This window comes from Mycobacterium sp. IS-1264 (assembly GCF_001954195.1).
Classification (GTDB): domain Bacteria; phylum Actinomycetota; class Actinomycetes; order Mycobacteriales; family Mycobacteriaceae; genus Mycobacterium.
In genome coordinates, this window is record NZ_MBES01000065.1 from 85039 (window position 1) to 108147 (window position 23109).

Genomic DNA, 23109 nt, shown 5'->3' on the forward strand with positions numbered 1-23109 from the left:
AGCCCGAACCGATCCCAAACCGAGCCCCACTTAGCCCCACGCGGACGCCCCATTTGGCCCCACCGACCGACTTTGGCGCCTTGAAATGCGAGTTTCCGACGCCGCGATCGGGTCCCCGGGTGGACTCGGACCGCTGTGGGGCGGCCCTACGTGGCGGACGACCTGGAAAACCCGGCGCCGACACGGCAGTAATGGGGCGAAGTGGGGGATTGTGGGGTATGGTGGCTGAAGTGTTTGGGTGAGCGTTTGGGTGAGGCGAAAGCCGGGTCTCCATGGGAGGTGAGCTGGTGTTTCTCGGCACCTACACGCCCAAGCTCGACGACAAAGGGCGGCTGACGTTGCCCGCCAAATTCCGCGACGCACTGGCAGGGGGGTTGATGGTCACCAAGAGCCAAGATCACAGCCTGGCCGTGTACCCGCGGACGGAATTCGAGCAGCTGGCCCGACGGGCGAGCAAGACATCGCGAAGCAACCCGGAAGCCAGGGCATTCCTGCGCAATCTGGCCGCCGGCACCGACGAGCAGCATCCCGACGCGCAGGGACGTATCACCTTGTCGTCCGACCATCGCCGCTACGCCAACCTTTCCAAGGACTGCGTGGTGATCGGGGCGGTCGACTACCTCGAGATCTGGGATGCACAGGCCTGGCACGACTACCAGCAAACCCACGAAGAGAACTTCTCCGCGGCCAGCGATGAAGCACTCGGCGACATCATCTGAGGCGCATGCCCGTGCATCGTGGCCTCTGCCCGAACCGACCCTGGCGTACTTCCCCAACGCCAGGTTCGTGCCTTCGGACAGGGACCTCGGTGCCTGGGCGTCCCGCCCGATCCGGGGAGGTGTTGCGGTGGTTGACGATCCAGAAGATTTGGGCCCAGAAGATTTGGGCCCAGAAGATTTGGGCCCAGGGAAATTCGGGCATGTGCCCGTCCTGGCGCAACGTTGCTTCGAGCTGCTCACCCCCGCATTGACCCGCTATCACGCGGACGGGTCGGGGGCGGTCCTCGTCGACGCGACCATCGGCGCGGGCGGGCACGCGGCGCGGTTCCTCACCGAATTACCCGGCCTGCGGCTGATCGGGCTCGACCGCGACCCCAGCGCGCTGGATATCGCCCGCAATCGGCTGAGGCAGTTCGAAGACCGAATCACGTTGGTGCACACGCGCTATGACGGGCTTGCCGCGGCGCTGGCCGAATCCGGTTACGCCCCAGTCGAATCGGTGGACGGCGTGTTGTTCGATCTCGGCGTTTCGTCCATGCAGCTCGACCGCGCGGAGCGGGGCTTTGCGTACGCCCAGGACGCGCCGCTGGACATGCGGATGGACCCGGGCTCGCCGCTTACCGCGGCTGACATCGTCAACACCTACGACGAGCGTGCCCTGACGGACATCCTGCGCCGCTACGGCGAGGAGCGGTTCGCACGCCGGATTGCCGGACACATCGTCCGGCAGCGCGCCCGCACCCCGTTGACGTCGACGTCCGAGCTGGTTGCCCTGATCTACCAAGCGATTCCGGCCCCGGCCCGGCGCACCGGCGGGCACCCTGCCAAGCGCACGTTTCAGGCGCTGCGGATCGCGGTCAACGAGGAGCTGGACTCGCTGCGGGGCGCCATTCCCGCCGCGCTGGGCGCGCTGGCCGCCGCGGGCCGCATCGTGGTGCTGGCCTACCAGTCGCTGGAAGACCGCATCGTCAAGCGCGTGTTCGCCGACGCGACCGCCTCGCGCTCGCCGGTGGACCTACCGGTCGAATTGCCGGGGCACGCGCCGCGATTCAGGTCGTTGACGCGCGGTGCCGAACGCGCCGACGCCGCGGAGATCGAGCGCAACCCGCGCAGCGCCGCGGTGCGATTACGGGCCCTGCAACGGGTGCAGCACGGGGTGGAACCGAATGCCGAAGCGCAGACAACCGGGAAGGGCGACGCATGAAGGCAAAGCGCGACACGCAGAAACGCCGCGCTGTCGGTGACCGCCGCGATCGGCGCGACGGCGTTGCCCGCAAAGGCAGGCGCGCCGTCGCAGAGTCGGCATCGTCGCGGCGGACCCGGCCGGGCAGGAGCGCCGCGCCCACCCGCGACGCCCGGGCGCCCAAATCGGGTCCCCAGACCAGCCCCATCGCCCGGCCGGTCGAGCGGGCGGCCCGTCCCAAGAGCACAAGCCAGGCCAAGGCGCGGGCAAAGGCGCGAAAAGCCAAGGCGCCCAAGGTTGTCCGGCCTCGCCTGAGCGAACGGTTGGCCAACCGGCTGGCATCGATTGACCTGCGGCCCCGGACCTTGGCGCGCAAGGTGCCGTTCGTCGTGCTGGTGATCGGGGCCCTCGGTCTGGGGCTGGGCCTGACGCTGTGGTTGTCCACCGATTCCGCGGAGCGTTCCTACCAGTTGAGCCATGCCCGGGAGAAGAACCGGTTGCTGCAGCAGCAGAAGGAGTCGCTGGAACGCGATGTGCGCGAGGCGGAGTCGGCGCCGGCGCTCGCCGAGGCGGCCCGCAAGCAGGGCATGATCCCGACGCGGGACACCGCCCACCTGGTCCAGGATCCGGCCGGCAATTGGGTGGTGGTGGGCACGCCCAAGCCGGCCGACGGCGTTCCGCCGCCGCCGCTGAACACCAAGCTTCCCGAGCCGGGCCCGCCGCCACCCCCGAAGCCGGTGGCGCTTCCCCCGGAGGTCCCGGTTCGGGTACAGCCCGCCCCGGCCGGTCCTGGTGTTCCCGGTGTTCCGTCGGCGCCGGCCAGGTCAGGGCCGGAGGCATTGCTGCGCGCGCCTGACGGCTCGACGACCGTCGGCGGCCAGCACCTGACGCAGCCCACGTCGCCGCTGCCGGGCATGCCCGGCGGGCCGGCCATCGGGCAGTTCCCCGGTGTGCTCCCGCTGCCGGGCCTGCCGGCGCCCGCGAGTCCGGCGCAGGCGGGTCCGGCGACTGGGTCGCTGCCCCCCGAAGTGTCAGTTCCGTTGGGCGGGCTGCCGATCCCGGCTGCGCCCCGGGTTCCCGCGCCGCTGCCCGCCGAAGTGCCGGTGCCGGTGCAACCGGGGGCGCAAGCACCCCAGGCTGTGATGCCGGCGCCCGCGATGGGTGCGCCCCGATGAGCCGGGGCGAGTCCCGGCGCGCCCGGCGGTCGCCGACGACCCGCGGTCCCGGTACTGCGCGAGGAGCCAAGGAGATAGGGAAAACGAGGCGAGCCCGCAAGCCGGAGAAAGCTCAGAAAGCTCCGAAAGCCCAGAAAGCTCAGAAAGCCCCGAAAGCCAAGGAGGCCAACAAGTCCCGCGCGCCCGGACGGCCCGATGCGCCGGGTCGCTCCGCACGGGAGCGGCGGACCCGTCAGCTGGTGGACGCCGGCACGCGCGGTGCGTCGTTCGTTTTCCGGCATCGGGCGGGCAATGCGGCCATCTTGGCGCTGATGCTGGTGGCAGTCGTGCAGCTCTTCGTCCTGCAGGTGACGAACGCGCCGACGCTGCGGGCGCAGGCGGCCGGCCAGCTCAAGGTCACCGACGTCGAAAAGGCCGTCCGCGGCAGCATCGTCGACCGCAACAACGAACGCCTGGCGTTCACCATCGAGTCGCGGGCGTTGACGTTCCAGCCGAAGCGAATTCGCAAGCAATTGGAAGAGGCCAAGAACAAGAACTCGGCCGCCCCCGATCCGCAGCAGCGGATGCGGGACATCGCCAAGGAGGTCGCGGCCCGGCTGAACAACAAGCCGGACTATCAGACCGTCCTGAAGAAGTTGCAAAGCAACGACAACTTCGTCTACCTGGCTCGCGCCGTCGACCCCGCCGTCGCCGGCGCGATCTCCGACAAGTATCCCGAAGTCGGTTCGGAGCGGCAGGATCTGCGCCAGTACCCGGGCGGATCGCTGGCGGCCAACATCGTCGGCGGCATCGACTGGGACGGCCACGGGCTGCTCGGGCTGGAGGACTCGCTGGATGCCGTGCTGTCGGGAACCGACGGCTCGGTCACCTACGACCGCGGCTCGGACGGCGTGGTCATCCCCGGCAGTTACCGCAACCGGCATCGGGCGGTCAACGGTTCGACCGTCCAGCTCACCATCGACGACGACATCCAGTTCTACGTTCAGCAGCAGGTCCAGCTGGCCAAGGATGCGTCTGGGGCACACAACGTTTCGGCGGTCGTGCTGGACGCCAAGAACGGCGACGTGTTGGCCATGGCCAACGACAACACCTTCGACCCGTCGCAGGACATTGGGCGTCAGGGTGACAAGCAGCTGGGCAACCTGGTGGTGTCCTCGCCGTTCGAGCCGGGCTCGGTGAACAAGGTGATCACCGCGTCCGCGCTCATGGAATATGGGCTGAGTAACCCCGACGAGGTGTTGCAAGTGCCGGGCTCGATCCAGATGGGCGGCGTCACCATCCATGACGCCTGGGAACACGGCGTGATGCCCTACACCACCACCGGCGTATTCGGAAAGTCGTCCAACGTCGGCACCCTGATGCTGGCGCAGCGCGTCGGTCCGGAACGCTTCTATGACATGGTCCGCAAGTTCGGGCTGGGTCAGCGCACCGGCGTCGGGCTGCCCGGTGAAAGCGCCGGGCTGGTGCCGCCCATCGACCAGTGGTCGGGCAGCACCTTCTCGAACCTGCCTATCGGCCAAGGCCTTTCGATGACGCTGCTGCAGATGACCGATATGTACCAGACCATCGCGAACGATGGCGTGCGGGTACCGCCGCGGATCATCAAGGCCACCATCGCACCCGACGGCACCCGTACCGAGGAACCCCGCCCGGAGGGTATCCGCGTGGTGTCGCCGCAGACGGCGCAGACCGTGCGGGGCATGCTGCGCGCCGTCGTCCAGCACGACCCGATGGGGTATCAGCAGGGCACCGGTCCGGCCGCCGGGGTCCCCGGCTATCAGATCGCCGGCAAGACCGGCACCGCCCAGCAGATCAACCCCGGCTGCGGCTGTTACTTCGACGACGTCTACTGGATCACCTTCGCCGGCATGGCCACCGCCGACAACCCCCGCTACGTCATCGGCATCATGATGGACAACCCGCAGCGCAACGCCGACGGCACGCCGGGGCACTCGGCGGCCCCGCTGTTCCACAACATCGCCGGCTGGCTGATGCAGCGGGAAAACGTGCCGCTGTCGCCCGACCCGGGCCCGCCGCTGACGCTGCAGGCCATGTAGCGGCCGACCACCCAGCCCGTCGAGTGTGCGGTGAGGGCGCCACCAGCGCGCACTGCGAGCCCTCAACGCACACTCGATGGACGAGCCAACCTCGTTGGGCCGTGCGCCTAGGTAGGGTGTCATGGCTGATCATGGGGATCACGCCGCGTCGTCAGGGAGGTGACACAGGTGGTGGCCACTGGGTTGTGTCCCCGCGACACCGCGGGCGTGCGGCTGCCCGTGCTGGCCGCCCAGGTGGGCGCGGTTCTCGCGGGCCAGGCCGCGGCCGTGCCTGACGTGGCGATCACCGGTGTGACGCTGCGTGCCCAGGATGTTCAGCCCGGTGATCTGTTCGCCGCCCTGCCCGGCTCGTCCACCCACGGCGCGCGGTTTGCCGGCGAGGCGATCGAGCGCGGCGCCGTCGCGGTGCTCACCGACGGCGCCGGGATCGGGGAGATCGGCGCTCAGGGCAGCGTGCCCACGCTGGTGCACCCCGCGCCGCGCAGCGTGCTCGGTGGCCTGGCCGCCACCGTGTACGGAAACCCGTCCGAGAAGATGACCATCGTCGGCATCACCGGAACGTCGGGCAAGACCACCACGACGTATCTGGTGGAGTCCGGTCTGCGGTCCGGCGGGCGCACCCCGGGGCTCATCGGCACGGTCGGCATCCGCATCGACGGCGTCGACGTCCCCAGCACGCTGACGACGCCGGAGGCGCCCGCGCTGCAGGCGATGCTGGCCGCCATGGCCGAACGGGGGGTCGACACCGTGGTCATGGAGGTGTCCAGCCACGCGCTGACGCTGGGCCGGGTGGACGGCACCGGATTCGTGGTGGGCGCCTTCACCAACCTTTCCCGTGACCACCTCGACTTTCACCCCACCATGGCCGACTACTTCGAGGCGAAGGCGTTGCTGTTCGACCCCGACTCGGCGCTGCGCGCCCGGACGGCGGTGGTGTGCATCGACGACGACGCCGGGCGCGCAATGGCCGCCCGGGCGGGTGCGGCGATCACCGTCAGCGTCGAAGACCAGCCCGCCGATTGGCGAGCCGTCGACGTGGCGCCGATGGGAGCCGGGGGACAGGAGTTCACTGTCGTCGACCCCGCCGGCGGCCGGCACCGGGTCGGCATCCGGCTACCCGGGCGCTACAACGTCGCCAATTGCCTTGTCGCGCTGGCCATTCTCGATGCTGTCGGGGTCTCCGTCGAGCGGGCGTCGCGGGGGCTGCTCGAAACCCGGGTCCCGGGGCGGCTGGAAGAGATCGACTGTGGGCAGGATTTTCTTGCGCTGGTCGACTACGCGCACAAGCCGGGCGCGCTGCGGGCCGTGCTGACCACGTTGCGGCGGCCGGGTCGACGGCTGGCGGTGGTGTTCGGTGCCGGCGGCGACCGCGACCCGGGCAAGCGGCGGCCGATGGGCGAAATCGCCGCCGAGCTCGCCGATTTGGTCGTCGTCACCGACGACAACCCGCGCGACGAGGACCCCGCGGCAATCCGGCGCGAGATCCTCGCGGGAGCGGCCGAGGGCAAGGCCCAGGTCGTCGAGATTGGCGACCGCCGCGCGGCGATCGACCACGCCGTCGCCTGGGCGGGCCCCGGCGACGTCGTCGTGATCGCCGGCAAGGGCCACGAGACCGGGCAGCGCAGCGCGGGCCAGACCCGCCCCTTCGACGATCGGGTGGAACTCGCCGACGCGATACGGGCCCGGGGGGCCGCGCGATGATCGACCTGACCGTCGCCCAGATCGCCGAGATCGTCGGCGGCACGCTGACGGACATCGCACCGGAGGCCGCCGCCGAACTCCGCGTCACCGGGTCCGTCGAATTCGACTCGCGCGCAATCGGTTCCGGCGGGCTGTTCTTGGCTCTGCCCGGCGCCCGATCGGATGGGCACGACCACGCCGGTTCGGCGGTCGCCGCCGGCGCGGTCGCCGTGCTGGCCGCCCGGCCGGTCGGGGTCCCCGCCATCGTGGTGCCCCCGGCGGGCCCCGCGGACTCGCGCGCCGGCGTGCTCGAGCATGACGCCGACGGGTCGGGCGCCGCGGTCCTGGCCGCACTGGCCAAGCTGGCCAAGGCGGTGGCCGCGGAGCTGGCCGCCGGCGGGCTGACCATCATCGGGATCACCGGCTCGTCGGGAAAGACCTCCACGAAAGATTTGGTGGCCGCCGTCCTGCGGCCGCTGGGTGAGGTGGTGGCCCCGCCCGGATCGTTCAACAACGAACTGGGCCATCCCTGGACGGTGTTGCGTGCGACCCGGGACACCGACTTCTTGATCCTGGAGATGTCGGCGCGCCATCCCGGCAACATCGCCGAGCTGGCGCGCATCGCCCCGCCCGCCATCGGAGTGGTCCTCAACGTCGGCACCGCCCACCTGGGTGAGTTTGGCTCGCATGAGGCCATTGCCCGCACCAAAGCCGAACTGCCACAAGCTGTTCCGGAATCCGGTGTGGTCATCCTCAACGTCGACGACCCGACGGTGGCCGCGATGGCCCATGTCACCGCGGCCTGGGTGGTCCGGGTGAGCCGAGTCAGCCAGACCGACTCCGGCCCCAGCGACGTCTGGGCGGAAAACGTGTCGTTGGACGAATTGGCCAGGCCGCGTTTTACCCTGCACGCGATGGACCCGCGAGGCGCAGTCGAGGCGGAGGTGCAACTCGGCGTGTACGGCGATCACCAGGTCACCAACGCGCTGTGCGCCGCTGCCGTGGCGCTGCAATGCGGCGCCAGCGTCGAACAGGTCGCCGCCGCGCTTGCCGAAGCCGGGCCGGTGTCGAGGCACCGCATGCAGGTGACCACCCGTCCCGACGGGGTGACCGTGATCGACGACGCCTACAACGCCAACCCCGACTCGATGCGGGCCGGGCTGCAGGCGCTGGCCTGGATCGCCCATGGCGGCGAAGAGCGTGCGCGGCCCCGGCGCAGCTGGGCGGTGCTGGGTGAAATGGCCGAGCTCGGCGACGACGCGATAACCGAGCACGATCGCATCGGCCGGCTGGCGGTGCGCTTAGATGTGTCTCGACTCGTTGTGGTGGGAATGGGGAGGTCGATGAGCGCCATGCACCACGGAGCGGTCATGGAGGGCTCGTGGGGCTCGGAGACCGGTCCGGGGGCCGATAGAGGGGCCGTGAACGTCGCCGACGGCGACGCCGCCCTGGCCTTGCTGCGGGCCGAGGTGCAACCCGGCGACGTGGTGCTGGTCAAAGCGTCGAACGCGGCCGGACTCGGTGGGCTCGCCGACGCGCTGGCCGCCGAGGGCGGGGCGCGCCCGTGAGACAGATTCTCATCGCCGTCGCCGTCGCGGTGGCCGTGTCAATCCTGTTGACTCCAGCGCTGATCCGGCTGTTCACCAAGCAGGGCTTCGGCCACCACACCCGCGAGGACGGGCCCCCCAGCCACCACACCAAACGAGGCACGCCGTCGATGGGAGGCGTGGCGATCGTCGCCGGCATCTGGGCCGGCTATCTGGGCGCGCACCTTGTCGGGCTGGCCTTCGACGGTGCGGGGATCTCCGCATCCGGTCTGCTGGTGCTGGGCCTGGCCACCGTGCTGGGAGGCGTCGGATTGGTCGATGACCTGATCAAGATCCGCAGGTCGCGCAACCTCGGTCTGAACAAGACCGCCAAGACGATCGGGCAGATCACCGCGGCGGTGTTGTTCGGCGGGCTGGTGTTGCAGTTCCGCAATGCCGACGGCTTGACACCGGCCAGCGCGGATCTGTCCTACGTCCGCGAAATCGCCACCGTCACACTGGCTCCCGGACTTTTCGTGCTGTTCTGCGTGGTCGTGGTCAGCGCCTGGTCCAACGCGGTCAATTTCACCGACGGCTTGGATGGGCTGGCCGCCGGGACCATGGCGATGGTCACCGGGGCCTACGTTCTGATCACCTTCTGGCAGTACCGCAACGCATGCGTCACGGCGCCGGGGCTGGGCTGCTACAACGTGCGCGATCCGCTGGACCTGGCGATCATCGCGGCCGCGACCGCGGGCGCGTGCATCGGCTTTCTGTGGTGGAACGCCGCGCCGGCCAAGATCTTCATGGGGGACACCGGGTCGCTGGCGCTCGGCGGCATCATCGCGGGGTTGTCGGTCACCAGCCGCACCGAGATCCTCGCCGTCGTGCTGGGTTCGCTGTTCGTGGCCGAGGTCACCTCGGTTGTCCTGCAAATCCTGGCTTTTCGCACCACCGGGCGCCGGGTGTTCCGGATGGCGCCCTTCCATCACCATTTCGAGTTGGTCGGCTGGGCCGAAACCACGGTGATCATCCGCTTCTGGCTGCTCACCGCGATCACCTGCGGTCTGGGCGTGGCCCTGTTCTACGGTGAGTGGTTGGCCGCGATCGGTGCCTGACATGTCCGGGCTCGAGCCGCTGGCGCCGGGCGCGCCGGTGCTGGTGGCCGGCGGCGGCGTCACGGGCAGGGCGGCTCTGGCGGCCCTGAAGCGTTTTGGTGCGGCCGTCACGCTGTGCGACGACGATCCCGCCACGCTGCGCGGCTATGCCGAGAGCGGGGTGGCCACCATGGCCACATCGATTGCCACGCAACGGATCTCGGGCTTCGCCTTGGTCGTCACCAGTCCCGGGTTCGCACCGACCACGGCGCTGCTGGCGGCCGCCGCGTCGGCCGGGGTGCCCGTCTGGGGCGACGTGGAGCTGGCCTGGCGGCTGGAGGTGGCGGGCTACTACGGGCCGCCGCGCCGCTGGCTGGTCGTCACCGGCACGAACGGCAAGACCACGACGACGTCGATGCTGCAGGCCATGTTGATGGCGGCGGGCCGGCGCAGCCTGCTGTGCGGCAACATCGGCACCCCGGTGCTGGACCTCCTGGAAGAGGATTCGGCCGAGCCCGCCGAGCTGCTGGCGGTCGAGCTGTCCAGTTTCCAGCTGCATTGGGCGCCGTCGCTGCGGCCCGAGGCGGGCGTGGTGCTCAACATCGCCGAAGACCACCTGGACTGGCATGGCACTTTGGCCGACTACGCCGCGGCCAAGGCCCGGGTACTGAATGGCCGTGTCGCGGTCGTCGGCCTGGACGACGCCCGGGCTGCCGCTCTGCTGGACACGGCGGCGGCGCCGGTGCGGGTCGGGTTTCGGCTCGGCGAACCGGCCGCGGGCGAACTCGGCGTGCGCGACGGCCAGCTGGTCGACCGCGCCTTCGCCGGCGACCTGACGCTGTTGCCGGCCGAGTCGATACCGGTTCCCGGCCCGGTCGGGGTTCTCGACGCCCTGGCCGCCGCGCTGCTGGCCCGCAGCGTCGGTGTGCCCGCGGAGGCGATCGCGGCCGCGCGCGCCGCGTTCCGGGTGGGCCGGCATCGGGCGGAGGTGGTGGCCGTCGCGGACGGGATCACCTACGTCGACGATTCCAAGGCGACCAACCCGCACGCCGCCGAGGCGTCGGTGTTGGCGTACCCGCGGGTGGTCTGGGTGGCCGGTGGTTTGCTGAAGGGCGCATCCATCGATGCCGAGGTCGCCAGGATCGCATCTCGGCTGGTCGGAGCGGTGCTCATCGGCCGGGATCGCCGAGAGGTTGCAGAGGCGTTATCGCGACACGCGCCGGATGTCCCCGTCGTCCAGGTTGTGACAGGCGAGGATGCTGATATGCATGCGACTGCTGAGGTCCCTGGTACATCTGTGACAGAAGTGAAACATTCGAGCGACGACCTCGGCATTCGCGTCATGACCGCGGCCGTGCACGCGGCGCGTGACATGGCGAAGGCCGGCGACACGGTGCTGCTGGCACCGGCCGGCGCGTCGTTTGACCAGTTCACCGGCTACGCCGACCGCGGCGACGCTTTCGCGGCCGCCGTGCGCGCGGCGATCCGGTAGGCGGGTATGGGTCACGCGCTGAGCCGGTTCTTACGCCGGGACAAGGGAAAGAACGCAACCCCGGCCGAGCGGGCCGAGGTCGAAGAACCGGCCGCCGCGACGGATCCAGCCGTACCAGACGCGCCCGAGCCTGACGTGCCCGACGAGGTTCCTCACGACGCGGGTTCTGATGACGCGGCCTCCGAGTCCGAGCCAGAGTCCGAGTCAGAGTTCGAGCCCGAGTTCGGGCCCGAAGACGCAAAGGCGGCGGACGCAAAGCCGCGGGCCAAGGCTTCCGGCAGCGAAGACGGCGGCCCGCGCCACCGGTTCCGCAACCGGTTTGGCGCCTGGCTGGGCCGCCCGCTGACGTCGTTCCACCTGATCATCGCGGTCGCCGGTTTGCTGACCACCCTCGGACTGATCATGGTGCTGTCGGCCTCCGGCGTGCGGTCGTACGGCGACGACGGCTCGGCCTGGGTGATCTTCGGCAAGCAGGTCCTCTGGACGGTCATCGGGGTCATCGGCGCCTACCTCGCGATGCGGATGCCGGTGCGGTTCATCCGCCGTGTCGCGTTCCCCGGATACGTGGTCACCATCATCCTGCTGGTGCTGGTGCTGGTGCCGGGAATCGGCAACCTGGCCAACGGCTCTCGCAAGTGGTTCGTGATCGCCGGCTTTTCCATGCAGCCGTCCGAGTTGGCGAAGATCGCGTTCGCCATCTGGGGCGCGCATCTGCTGGCGGCGCGACGAATGGAGCGGGCCTCGCTGCGCGAGATGCTGATCCCGTTGGTGCCGGCAGCGGTCATCGCGCTGGCGCTGATCGTGGCCCAGCCCGACCTCGGGCAGACGGTTTCGCTGGGCATCATCCTGCTGGCCCTGCTGTGGTATGCCGGGTTGCCGCTGCGGGTCTTCGTCACGTCGCTGTTCGCGGTCTTCGTCGCGGGCGCGATCCTGGCGATGTCCGCCGGTTACCGCTCGGACCGGGTGCGCTCCTGGATGAATCCCGAGACCGACCCGCAGGACACCGGTTACCAGGCGCGACAGGCGAAATTCGCGCTGGCGCACGGCGGCATCTTCGGCGACGGTCTGGGCCAGGGTGTGGCCAAGTGGAACTACCTGCCCAACGCGCACAACGACTTCATCTTCGCGATCATCGGCGAGGAACTCGGCTTCGTCGGGGCGTTCGCGCTGCTGGTGCTGTTCGGGTTGTTCGCCTACACCGGTATGCGGATCGCGCGCCGCTCCGCCGACCCGTTCCTGCGGCTGCTGACCGCCACCACCACGATGTGGGTGCTGGGCCAGGCGTTCATCAACATCGGCTACGTGATCGGCGTGCTGCCGGTCACCGGTTTGCAGCTGCCGCTCATATCTGCTGGCGGAACATCAACGGCTGCAACACTTTTCATGATAGGAATCGTTGCCAACGCGGCGCGCCATGAACCCGAGGCGGTCGCCGCGCTGCGAGCCGGCCGCGACGACAAGATGAACCGGCTGCTGCGGCTGCCGCTGCCCCAGCCGTATGTGCCCACCCGCATCGAGGCGTTCCGCGATCGCAAGCGGACTCGACCCACTGCCGGGGGCCGAAAGGCCGCCCAGGGGCCGGCTCGGAAGGCTGCCCGGAACCCCGACCCGCCGCTGCGGCCGGCTTTCCCCCGTACGGCTGCCCGCCCCGCCCGTCGCTCAGGGCATCATGGATCTGGCCAGCGCCGCGCCAGTCAGGCTGCCGGCCAGCGTCAACCACGGCGCGCTCGTGCATTGGAAGGTCAGCGTTACGGGTGAACAAGACGGTCAGGAAGGCGACCGGCGGGCGGGGGAAAAATTCCTCGCCCGCCGGTGCCGCTTTGTCGGTCGTACTGGCCGGCGGTGGGACCGCGGGGCACGTCGAGCCCGCGATGGCCGTCGCCGACGCGCTCTCCGCACTGGATCCGCAGGTCCGGATCACCGCGCTGGGCACCGCGCGCGGGCTGGAGACCAGGCTGGTGCCCGAGCGCGGCTACAACCTCGAGCTGATCACGCCGGTCCCGCTGCCGCGTAAGCCGACGGGCGACCTGGCGCGGCTGCCGACGCGGGTGTGGCGCGCCGTCCGAGAAACCCGCGCGGTGCTCGACGCCGTCGACGCCGACGTGGTCGTCGGGTTCGGCGGTTACGTGGCCCTGCCCGCCTACCTCGCCGCGCGCGGCTACCCCGGGCCATTAGGACCGTTACGCCGCCGGCGCCGCATTCCGGTGGTCATCCACGAAGCCAACGCCCGCGCCGGGCTGGCCAATCGCGTCGGCGTGCGCAGCGCGGACCGGGTGCTGTCCGCGGTGCCGGATTCCGGGCTGCGCCGCGCCGAGGTCGTCGGTGTCCCGGTACGCGCGGCCATCACCGCGCTGGACCGCGCGGCACTGCGGGCCGAAGCGCGCCGGCATTTCGGCTTCGCCCCCGACGCTCGGGTGCTCCTGGTGTTCGGGGGCTCCCAGGGCGCCGTCTCGCTCAACCGCGCGGTCTCGGGCGCCGCCGCCGAGTTGGCCGCCGCGGGCGTGTCCGTGCTGCATGCGCACGGCCCCAAGAACACCCTCGAACTGCGCACCCCGGAGCCCGGCGATCCGCCCTACGTGGCGGTGCCGTATCTGGACCGGATGGACCTGGCCTACTCCGCCGCCGACCTGGTGATCTGTCGCTCCGGCGCGATGACGGTCGCCGAAGTGTCGGCGGTGGGCCTGCCGGCCATCTACGTGCCGTTGCCGATCGGCAACGGCGAGCAGCGGCTCAACGCCCTGCCGGTGGTTGACGGCGGCGGCGGCGTGCTCGTCGCCGACGCGGATCTGACGCCGGGCCTGGTGGCTCAGCGGGTGATCGGCCTGCTCACCGATCCGCCGCGGCTCGCGGCGATGACCGCGGCGGCCGCCCGGGTGGGGCATCCGGACGCGGCGCGGCAGGTGGCCCAGGCGGCGCTGGACGTCGCCCGGTTGGCTTCCCGAGGACGACGGTGACCGAGCAGCTGCCTCCTGAACTCCAGCGGGTGCACATGGTCGGTATCGGGGGCGCCGGCATGTCCGGCATCGCCCGCATCCTGCTGGACCGGGGCGGCCAGGTATCCGGCTCGGACGCCAAGGAATCGCGCGGCATCCACGCGTTGCGGGCCCGCGGCGCGCTGATCCGCATCGGACACGACGCGTCGTCGCTGGATCTGCTGCCCGGTGGCGCCACCGCGGTCATCACCACCCACGCCGCCATCCCGAAGACCAACCCGGAGCTCGTCGAGGCCCGGCGCCGCGGCATTCCGGTGGTGCTGAGACCGGTGGTGCTGGCCAAGCTGATGGCTGGGCGCACCACGCTGATGGTCACCGGCACGCATGGCAAGACCACCACGACGTCGATGCTGATCGTGGTCCTGCAGCATTGCGGGCTCGACCCGTCGTTCGCGGTCGGCGGCGAGCTCGGCGAGGCCGGGACCAACGCCCACCACGGCAGCGGCACTTGCTTCGTCGCCGAGGCCGACGAAAGCGACGGCTCGCTACTCGAGTACACGCCCAACGTCGCAGTGGTCACCAACATCGAGACCGACCACCTGGACTTCTATGGCAGCGCCGACGCCTACGTCGGGGTGTTCGACACCTTCGTGGAGCGGCTCGCCCCGGGCGGAGCGCTGGTGGTGTGCACCGACGACCCCGGCGCGGCGGCGCTGGCCCAACGCAGCGCCGAGCTTGGCATCCGGGTGCTGCGCTACGGGTCTGGGTCCGGGTCCGGTTCGCAAGGACAGGACTTGGCCGGCGCGCTGCTGTCGTGGGAGCAGCAGGGCACCGGGGCCGTCGCGGACATCCAGTTGGCCGGCGAATCGCATCCGCGCGTGATGCGGCTTTCGGTGCCCGGGAGGCACATGGCGCTCAACGCGCTGGGCGCGCTGCTTGCGGCGGTCGAGGTCGGCGCCCCCGCGGACGCCGTGCTGGACGGGCTCGCCGGCTTCGAAGGGGTCCGGCGCCGCTTCGAACTTGTCGGGTCCGCAAGCGTCGGCAAGGGGACGGTGCGGGTATTCGACGACTACGCCCACCATCCGACGGAGATCAGCGCAACGCTGGCGGCGGTGCGCACCGTGCTCGAACAGAGCGGTGAGGGCCGCTCGCTGGTGGTGTTCCAGCCCCATTTATATTCGCGGACAAAGGCTTTCGCGGCTGAATTCGGGCGCGCGCTGGACGCGGCCGACGAGGTGTTCGTGCTCGACGTTTACGGGGCACGCGAACAACCCCTCGCCGGTGTCAGCGGAGCCAGCGTCGCCGAGCACGTCAGCGTGCCGGTGCGCTACCTCCCGCACTTCTCGGCGGCGGCCGAGGAGGTGGCCGCGGCCGCCGGGCCCGGCGACGTCATCGTGACGATGGGTGCCGGCGACGTGACGATGCTGGGGCCGGAGATCGTGACTGCACTGCGGGTGCGGGCGAACCGCGCCGCGCCCGGTCAGCCCGGGGTGCCGCAATGAGCGAACCCGACGAGGCCCCACCGACTGCCCCGCCGACCGACGTGGCGGCCGGCGCGGACTCGGACGCTGGGACCCGTGCAGACAACGCGGTCACCGAACCGCTGGAAGCGCAAAACGGTGAAACCCAAGCGGAGGAACCCGAATTCGAGGGGCCGCGGCGGCGTGCCCGCCGCGAACGCGCCGAGCGCCGAGCCGCGCAGGAGCGCGCCCGCGCGATCGAGGAAGCGCGCCGCGAGGCCAAGCGCCGCGTCAGTGGGCGCATCGTCAACCAGCCCAAACCCGTTGCGCGCGGCGTTGTTCGAGGCCTGAAAATGTTGTTGGCGTCGGTGGTGATCGCCGTCGTCGGTGTGGGACTCGGGCTGATTCTGTACTTCACGCCCGCGATGTCGGCCCGCGACATCGTGGTCACCGGGCTTTCGGTGGTGACCCGCGAGGAGGTCCTCGACGCCGCGCGGGTGCGGCCCGGGACCCCGCTCTTGCAGATCAACACCAACCAGGTCGCCGACCGGGTGGCGACGATTCGCCGGGTGGCCAGCGCGCGGGTGCAGCGCCAGTACCCGTCGGCGCTGCGGATCACCATCGTCGAGCGGGTCCCGGTGGCAGTGAAGGATTTTGCCGACGGCCCGCACCTGTTCGATCGCGACGGTGTTGACTTCGCGACGGCTCCGCCGCCACCCGCGTTGCCGTATCTCGATGTGGCCAATCCCGGACCGACCGACCCGGTGACCAAGGCTGCGCTGCAGGTTCTGTTGGCGCTGCGTCCTGAGGTCGCGGGTCAGGTCGCTCGCGTCGCGGCGCCCTCGGTGGCGTCGATCACCCTGACCCTGGGCGATGGGCGGGTGGTGATCTGGGGGACCACCGACCGCACCGAGGAGAAGGCCGAAAAGCTGGTGGCGTTGTTGACGCAGCCCGGGAAGACCTACGACGTGTCCAGCCCCGACCTGCCGACCGTGAAATAGCCAGCGCGCGCTCGAATGTGCGGCCCGCCGCACGCCCGACGCCGAATGTGCGGCCAGCCGCACGTTCGATGTCACAAAAATTTGCGCGCCGCGCGTCGGCGCGCCTGCGAGATTCGCGCGCGTCATGCCCATACCGTTCTGGTTGCGCGGAACTACTTGACATAACTCTAAATCTATGGTTGAGGTTGAGAGTTTGCCAGGCGGAGACACCGAGTCCCACCAGGGAGGAAGAGAAATGATGACCCCCCCGCACAACTACTTGGCCGTAATCAAGGTCGTGGGTATCGGTGGCGGCGGCGTCAACGCCGTCAACCGGATGATCGAGCAGGGCCTCAAGGGCGTGGAATTCATCGCGATCAACACCGACGCGCAGGCGTTGTTGATGAGCGATGCCGACGTCAAGCTCGACGTCGGCCGTGACTCCACCCGCGGATTGGGCGCCGGGGCGGACCCCGAGGTGGGCCGCAGGGCCGCCGACGACGCCAAGGACGAGATCGAGGAACTGCTGCGCGGGGCGGACATGGTGTTCGTCACCGCCGGCGAGGGCGGTGGCACAGGCACCGGCGGGGCGCCCGTCGTCGCAAGCATCGCCCGAAAACTCGGGGCGTTGACCGTCGGCGTCGTCACTCGCCCGTTCTCGTTCGAGGGCAAGCGGCGCAGCAATCAGGCCGAAACCGGCATCAACTCACTGCGGGAGAGCTGCGACACCCTGATCGTCATCCCCAACGACCGGCTGCTGCAGATGGGCGATGCCGCGGTGTCGCTGATGGACGCGTTCCGCAGCGCCGACGAGGTGCTGCTCAACGGCGTGCAGGGCATCACCGACCTGATCACCACGCCAGGACTGATCAACGTCGACTTCGCCGACGTCAAGGGCATCATGTCGGGCGCTGGTACGGCGCTGATGGGCATCGGGTCGGCGCGCGGCGAGGGCCGGTCGCTCAAGGCCGCCGAGATCGCCATCAACTCGCCACTGCTGGAGGCGTCGATGGAGGGCGCGCAGGGCGTGCTCATGTCGATCGCCGGCGGCAGCGACCTGGGACTGTTCGAGATCAACGAGGCGGCATCGCTGGTGCAGGACGCCGCCCACCAGGACGCCAACATCATCTTCGGCACCGTGATCGACGACTCGCTGGGCGACGAGGTGCGGGTCACCGTCATCGCGGCGGGCTTCGACGCATCCGGCCCCGGTCGCAAGCCCCTGCTCGGCGGCAGTGCCGACAAGGGGGAGAAGACCGGCGCGCACCGCATCGAGTCGGCCAAGGCCGGCAAGCTCACCTCGACGCTGTTCGAGCCCGTCGACGCCGTCAGTGTGCCGGTGCACACCAACGGTTCGACGCTGAGCATTGGCGGCGACGACGACGACGTCGACGTGCCGCCGTTTATGCGCCGCTGAGGGTCTCATTTTGCTTGCCAGTCCGCGACAAACCGGCCGCGGCGGGACGTCGCTGACACCTGAACGGCAACGGCGTCCGGATACTGGGCATGTGAGCGTTCGCATCCGGCGGGTGACCACCACCCGCGCGGGCGGCGTCTCGGTGGCGCCGTTCGACTCCTTCAACCTCGGCGACCACGTCGGCGACGATCCGAAGGCGGTCGCCGCTAACCGCGCCCGGCTGGCCGCCGCCATCGGCCTGAGCATTAAGGGGGGCACCGACCGGGTGGTGTGGATGAACCAGGTGCATGGCGATCGGGTCGAGGTGGTCGACGGGCCGCGGGATGCCGCCGTCGACGACACCGACGCGTTGGTGACCACCACGCCCCGGCTGGCGCTCGCGGTGGTGACCGCCGACTGCGTGCCGGTGTTGCTGGCCGACGCGCGCGCCGGTGTTGCCGCGGCGGTGCATGCCGGCCGCGTCGGGGCTCAGCGGGGCGTGGTTGCCCGCGCGGTGGAGGCGATGCAGCGGCTGGGCGCGCACGCGGGCGACATTTCGGTCCTGCTCGGCCCGGCGGTCAGCGGCCGCCACTACGAGGTGCCCGAGGCCATGGCCGACGAGGTCGAGGCGGCACTGCCGGGCAGCCGCACCACGACGGCGGCCGGGACGCCCGGACTCGATCTCCGCGCCGGAATCGCTTGCCAGCTCCAGGATTTGGGCGTCACGTCGATCGACATCGATCCGCGCTGCACGGTGGCCGACCCGACACTGTTCAGCCATCGCCGGGGTGCACCGACCGGGCGGCTGGCATCACTGGTCTGGATGGAGTGACCGCCGTGGCGGTGGACATGGGGGCGGCGGGGGCGAGCCAAGGAAACCGCGAATCGGAATTGACTCATGCGTTGGCGGCGGTGCGTTCGCGACTCGCGATGGCCGCGGAAGCGGTGGGTCGCAATGTCGGCGAAATTGAACTTCTCCCCATTACCAAATTCTTTCCAGCAACCGATGTTGCGATTTTGTCTCGATTGGGTTGTCGGTGCGTTGGCGAATCGCGGGAGCAGGAAGCCGCGGCAAAGGTGGCCGAACTCACTCGATTGTCACAAGCTGCGGGCCGAACGGATACGGGGCACGCGGATTGGCGGGAACTGCACTGGCACATGGTTGGGCGGATTCAGCGGAAGAAAGCTCGTTCCCTGGCGCGCTGGGCCCACACCGCCCACTCGGTCGACAGCGCGCAGCTGGTGACCGCGCTCGACCGGGCCGTCGCAGCGGCTTTGGCCGAGGGCAGTCGCAACAACCCGCTGCGGGTCTACGTGCAGGTAAGCCTCGACGGCGACGCGTCGCGCGGCGGCGTCGACGTTCGGGTGCCGGGGGCCGTCGACGACGTCTGCGGGCGGGTTCAGCAGGCGAAATGTCTGGAGCTGGTCGGATTGATGGGCATCCCGCCGCTGGACTGGGACCCGGACGAGGCCTTCGGGCGGCTGCAATCGGAGCACCGCCGGGTGCTCGAATCGCACCCGAACGCGGTCGGCCTGTCCGCCGGCATGTCCGACGATCTGGAAATTGCCGTCAAACATGGTTCGACGTGTGTGCGTGTCGGTACCGCGCTATTGGGCCCGCGGCGGTTACCGTCACCGTGAGTAGTCACTGTAGTCACACCTTCATCACGGACACCAATAATCCCAGGGGCTAGAAGGGGTCAACGCAATGAGCACACTGCATAAGGTCAAGGCCTACTTCGGTATGGCCCCCATGGACGACTACGACGACGAGTACTACGACGACCACGCTCCGTCGCGCGGCTTCCCGCGCCCTCGCTTTGACGATGGGTACGGCCGCTACGAGGGGCGCGACTACGACGATCCGCGCGGGGACCTGCGCGGCGAGCCCGACTACCCGCCGCCCGGTGGCTATCGCGGCGGCTACGGCGACGAGCCGCGCTACAGCCCCGTCCATCCCCGCGACTTCGACCGGTCCGAGATGAGCAGGCCGCGCCTCGGGTCGTGGTTGCGCAACTCCACCCGCGGAGCGCTGGCGATGGACCCGCGCCGGATGGCGATGATGTTCGAAGAGGGTCACCCGCTGTCGAAGATCACCACGCTGCGGCCGAAGGACTACAGCGAGGCCCGCACCATCGGCGAGCGTTTCCGCGACGGCACCCCGGTCATCATGGACCTGGTGTCGATGGACAACGCCGACGCCAAGCGGCTCGTCGACTTCGCGGCCGGCCTCGCCTTCGCGCTGCGCGGCTCCTTCGACAAGGTCGCGACCAAGGTGTTCCTGCTGTCGCCCGCCGACGTCGACGTCACCCCGGAGGAGCGTCGCCGGATCGCCGAAACCGGCTTCTACGCTTACCAATAACCCTGCCGGAGCTGCGATGCGGCCCACACTTGATGTGTGACCGTGCGCGCAGTCGGTACGCTGGCCATTGCCGCGCTAGCGTGCGGCGACTGACATCTGGCGACTGACGTCGTCAGACACCGTCGGTCTTCTCATCGGTAAGGTCGGGCTCTCGTTGGTGCTGTTCTTTCAGATCCTTGGGTTTGCGCTGTTCATCTTCTGGCTGCTGCTCATCGCCCGGGTCGTCGTCGAGTTCATCCGCTCGTTCAGCCGTGACTGGCGTCCCACCGGCATCACCGTGGTGATCCTGGAGATCATCATGTCGATCACCGATCCACCGGTGAAGCTACTACGTCGGCTGATCCCCCAACTGACCATCGGAGCCGTGCGCTTCGACCTGTCCATCATGGTCCTGCTGCTGGTCGCGTTCATCGGCATGCAACTGGCGTTCGGCGCCGCGGCATGACCCACCCGCAGGCAACACCTACCTACATGCCACACCTACCCGCATGCAACCGGCGACGGTTCGGCCACGGTTCGACGTCGCTTTGATGCGCGCAATTTTAAAATTTTAAGGATTGGGATTTTATTGCTCTTAGTCTGTGAAATTGGTTCTTATTTATCGGCCTAATCGGCAACCGCCGAGTCTGGTGTGACAGGATGGGCGGCAGTTGCACAACGGCTACCACTCCGTTCTACACTTTCCAGAACGTTTGACAGGAACTTAAGGGGAACGAACAATGCCGCTTACACCAGCCGACGTCCACAATGTGGCGTTCAGTAAGCCACCAATCGGCAAGCGCGGTTACAACGAGGACGAGGTCGACGCCTTCCTCGACTTGGTGGAGAACGAGCTGACGCGGCTCATAGAAGAGAATTCCGATCTGCGCCAACGGATCGAGGAGCTCGACCGGGAGCTGGCCGCCGGGGGCGGCGCCGGCCCCTCCGTTGCGGCCCAGCCCACTCAGGCGATTCCTGTCCGCGAACCCGAACCCGAGCCCGTCAAGCCGGCGCCCGTGGCGGCACCCGAACCGGCGGCGTTCGCGGGAAGCACCGAGGAACAGGCCATGAAGGCCGCTCGGGTGTTGAGCCTCGCTCAGGACACCGCCGACCGGCTCACCAGCACCGCCAAGGCCGAGTCGGACAAGATGCTCGCCGATGCCCGCGCCAACGCCGACCAAATCCTCAGCGAGGCCCGCAGCACCGCCGACAGCACTGTCGCCGAGGCCCGGCAGCGTGCCGACGCGATGCTGGCCGACGCCCAAACCCGCTCCGAGACGCAGTTGCGCCAGGCCCAGGAGAAGGCCGACGCGCTGCAGGCCGACGCGGAACGCAAGCATTCCGAGATTATGGGAACCATCAACCAGCAGCGCACGGTGCTGGAAGGCCGGCTCGAGCAGCTGCGTACTTTCGAACGCGAGTACCGCACCCGACTCAAGACCTACCTGGAATCTCAGCTCGAGGAACTCGGCCAGCGCGGCTCGGCGGCGCCCGTCGACTCGAGCGCGGACGCCGGCGGGTTCGACCAATTCAATCGGGGTAACAACTAGCCCGCCATCCGTGCCGGACTGCCGGGTTGGCAGACTGGACCCGCACTAGGCCTGACAGTCCCGCCCGTTGCTGGAGGATGACCGATGCTGATCATTGCGCTCGTATTGGCCCTAATCGGGCTCGTCGCGCTGGTGTTCGCGGTCGTGACCAGCAACGAGCTGGTGGCGTGGGTGTGCATTGCCGCCAGCGTCATCGGCGTCGTGCTGCTGATCGTCGACGCCCTGCGGGAGCGCCAGCGGCGTGACTCGGGCGAACAAGCGGTCGCCGAAGAAGGGTCCGGGGACGGCGAGGAAGCCGGCGTCGACTACCCAGTTGACTATCCGGAGGAAGTGCCCGATGAGGCGGCCAAGGACGCCGGTAGCGACGAGGCCAAGTAGAACTCAGCTTGTCGGCTTGGCGAGCAGCTCGCGCACCTCGTCGTCACTGACCTGATGAAAATCCTCGTAGACCTGTCCGACGGCCTCGAACGCGGGCGGCATAGTCGCACACACGACGTCGTCGGCTTCGCGCGCGAGCTCCTGGCAGACTGACTCCGGCCCGACCGGGACCGCGACGACGATCGATCGCGGTCTGGCCGCACGAATCGCGCGTACCGCCGCCATCATGCTGGCGCCGGTGGCGATGCCGTCGTCGACCAAGATCACGATCTTGCCCGCCGGATCGGAGAGCGGGCGCCCGCCCCGGTATGCGCGTTCGCGGCGCTCGAGCTCGGCCGTCTCGCTGTCGATCACCTCGCGCACCTGCTCGTCGGTGATGTGCAGGCTGGAAATCACGTTGTCGTTCATCACCACGCCGCCGCCGCTGGCCAACGCGCCCATCGCGAGCTCGGACCAGCGCGGCACCCCGAGCTTTCGAACCAGGAACACGTCTAGCTCAGCGCGCAGGGCCGCAGCGATTTCCCAGGCGACTGGAACGCCGCCCCGCGCCAGCCCAAGGACCAGCAGGTTGCCTTCGTCGCGATAGGACGTCAGCTCCCCGGCGAGCGCGCGACCGGCTTCGCCGCGGTCGCGGAAAGTCCGCATCGCCGTCCGCCGCAGAAAGCCACTAGGTGGGTTCATTGGTTTGCACTTCCCGCTATTGGCCTCCATCCAGACTACGTCGGCCCGCAAGGTTTGCCCGCAAGCCTGAAGAAGCGGTTGCTGGACGCCACGCCCTTGCGGCAACCGCGGTCAGGATTGGATCGTTATCTCGAACTGGATAGCGTTGTGCGCGAACAAGATCGAGAGGACCTGCGAGATGAGGCGGCGTTTCCACACCTATACGGCCTACAGCGTCGGTTGCGCGATTGTGTGGGCCGTCATCCTGGCCGGGGTCGGGTCCGCGGCGGACAGCGGCACCAGGCACAAGTTTGTTCTGGTTTTCGCGGGATGGGTGATCGGGTGGCTGTCGGCGACTATCGCCCGAGTTGTCTATCCACCGCCAAAGCGGCACTCCGGCCCATAAATACGGTGTGATCGCGGCTTCGCCGCTCAACACACTCCATCGGCTCGGAAATGAACGCGAGCGTCCATTTCGCTCG

General features: G+C 69.2%; 19 protein-coding genes and 1 pseudogene. 19 read left to right on the forward strand and 1 reads right to left on the reverse strand.

The annotated features are described in order from the left end of the window. Nucleotides 1-287: 287 nt before the first annotated feature. The 19 genes from mraZ (at nt 288) to A5744_RS15340 (ending at nt 21967) form a co-directional block, all read left to right on the forward strand. Nucleotides 288-719, forward strand: a complete 432-nt coding sequence (gene mraZ, locus A5744_RS15250) for a division/cell wall cluster transcriptional repressor MraZ (protein ID WP_076062437.1) — start codon at nt 288-290, stop codon at nt 717-719. Next, nucleotides 694-1923 (forward strand): 16S rRNA (cytosine(1402)-N(4))-methyltransferase RsmH, encoded by a 1230-nt coding sequence (gene rsmH / locus A5744_RS15255; RefSeq protein WP_139331362.1) that lies wholly within the window; start codon nt 694-696, stop codon nt 1921-1923. Before mraZ ends, rsmH begins: the two co-directional genes overlap by 26 nt. Further along, complete coding sequence (locus tag A5744_RS15260; RefSeq protein ID WP_076062359.1) at nt 1920-3077, forward strand: hypothetical protein; 1158 nt, start codon at nt 1920-1922, stop codon at nt 3075-3077. The genes rsmH and A5744_RS15260 overlap by 4 nt, the downstream gene beginning before the upstream one ends. After that, a complete protein-coding gene (locus A5744_RS15265; protein WP_076062361.1) occupies nt 3074-5134 on the forward strand; it encodes a penicillin-binding protein 2 in 2061 nt (686 codons plus the stop codon). Before A5744_RS15260 ends, A5744_RS15265 begins: the two co-directional genes overlap by 4 nt. 159 nt (nt 5135-5293) lie before the next feature. Next, a complete protein-coding gene (locus A5744_RS15270; protein ID WP_139331363.1) occupies nt 5294-6835 on the forward strand; it encodes a UDP-N-acetylmuramoyl-L-alanyl-D-glutamate--2,6-diaminopimelate ligase in 1542 nt (513 codons plus the stop codon). Beyond that, nucleotides 6832-8382, forward strand: coding sequence for a UDP-N-acetylmuramoyl-tripeptide--D-alanyl-D-alanine ligase (murF, locus tag A5744_RS15275; protein WP_076062363.1), 1551 nt, complete (start codon nt 6832-6834; stop codon nt 8380-8382). The genes A5744_RS15270 and murF overlap by 4 nt, the downstream gene beginning before the upstream one ends. Continuing rightward, nucleotides 8379-9458, forward strand: coding sequence for a phospho-N-acetylmuramoyl-pentapeptide-transferase (gene mraY / locus A5744_RS15280; RefSeq protein WP_076062365.1), 1080 nt, complete (start codon nt 8379-8381; stop codon nt 9456-9458). Before murF ends, mraY begins: the two co-directional genes overlap by 4 nt. 1 nt (nt 9459) lies before the next feature. Then, entirely contained in the window at nt 9460-10929 is a 1470-nt protein-coding gene (gene murD, locus A5744_RS15285) for a UDP-N-acetylmuramoyl-L-alanine--D-glutamate ligase (RefSeq protein ID WP_076062367.1), read from the forward strand. 6 nt (nt 10930-10935) lie between these two features. Beyond that, nucleotides 10936-12687 carry a putative lipid II flippase FtsW gene (gene ftsW, locus A5744_RS15290; protein WP_076062369.1) on the forward strand — a complete coding sequence of 584 codons (1752 nt, stop codon included), beginning with the start codon at nt 10936-10938 and terminating at the stop codon, nt 12685-12687. Then, entirely contained in the window at nt 12684-13883 is a 1200-nt protein-coding gene (murG, locus tag A5744_RS15295) for an undecaprenyldiphospho-muramoylpentapeptide beta-N-acetylglucosaminyltransferase (protein WP_076062371.1), read from the forward strand. Before ftsW ends, murG begins: the two co-directional genes overlap by 4 nt. A gap of 35 nt (nt 13884-13918) precedes the next feature. Beyond that, nucleotides 13919-15364, forward strand: coding sequence for a UDP-N-acetylmuramate--L-alanine ligase (murC, locus tag A5744_RS15300; protein WP_205866316.1), 1446 nt, complete (start codon nt 13919-13921; stop codon nt 15362-15364). Continuing rightward, entirely contained in the window at nt 15361-16323 is a 963-nt protein-coding gene (locus A5744_RS15305) for a cell division protein FtsQ/DivIB (RefSeq protein ID WP_083662631.1), read from the forward strand. Before murC ends, A5744_RS15305 begins: the two co-directional genes overlap by 4 nt. A 238-nt stretch (nt 16324-16561) precedes the next feature. Further along, on the forward strand, nt 16562-17719 hold the full coding sequence (gene ftsZ / locus A5744_RS15310) for a cell division protein FtsZ (RefSeq protein WP_076062373.1): 1158 nt from the start codon (nt 16562-16564) through the stop codon (nt 17717-17719). 91 nt (nt 17720-17810) lie between these two features. After that, entirely contained in the window at nt 17811-18530 is a 720-nt protein-coding gene (gene pgeF / locus A5744_RS15315; protein WP_205866315.1) for a peptidoglycan editing factor PgeF, read from the forward strand. A gap of 17 nt (nt 18531-18547) precedes the next feature. Then, nucleotides 18548-19339: a YggS family pyridoxal phosphate enzyme gene (locus A5744_RS15320; RefSeq protein WP_076062444.1), complete on the forward strand. Its 792-nt coding sequence runs from the start codon at nt 18548-18550 to the stop codon at nt 19337-19339. A 67-nt stretch (nt 19340-19406) separates the two neighbouring features. Continuing rightward, complete coding sequence (locus A5744_RS15325) at nt 19407-20060, forward strand: cell division protein SepF (RefSeq protein WP_076062376.1); 654 nt, start codon at nt 19407-19409, stop codon at nt 20058-20060. 154 nt (nt 20061-20214) lie between these two features. Then, nucleotides 20215-20505 carry a YggT family protein gene (locus A5744_RS15330; protein WP_067007636.1) on the forward strand — a complete coding sequence of 97 codons (291 nt, stop codon included), beginning with the start codon at nt 20215-20217 and terminating at the stop codon, nt 20503-20505. A gap of 274 nt (nt 20506-20779) precedes the next feature. Then, nucleotides 20780-21589 (forward strand): DivIVA domain-containing protein, encoded by an 810-nt coding sequence (locus A5744_RS15335; RefSeq protein ID WP_076062378.1) that lies wholly within the window; start codon nt 20780-20782, stop codon nt 21587-21589. An 84-nt stretch (nt 21590-21673) separates the two neighbouring features. Beyond that, entirely contained in the window at nt 21674-21967 is a 294-nt protein-coding gene (locus A5744_RS15340) for a hypothetical protein (protein ID WP_076062380.1), read from the forward strand. A gap of 3 nt (nt 21968-21970) precedes the next feature. Here the strand turns inward: A5744_RS15340 and A5744_RS15345 are convergent. Next, nucleotides 21971-22660, reverse strand: a pseudogene (locus tag A5744_RS15345) (phosphoribosyltransferase); the annotation flags it as partial. Nucleotides 22661-23109: the final 449 nt, after the last annotated feature.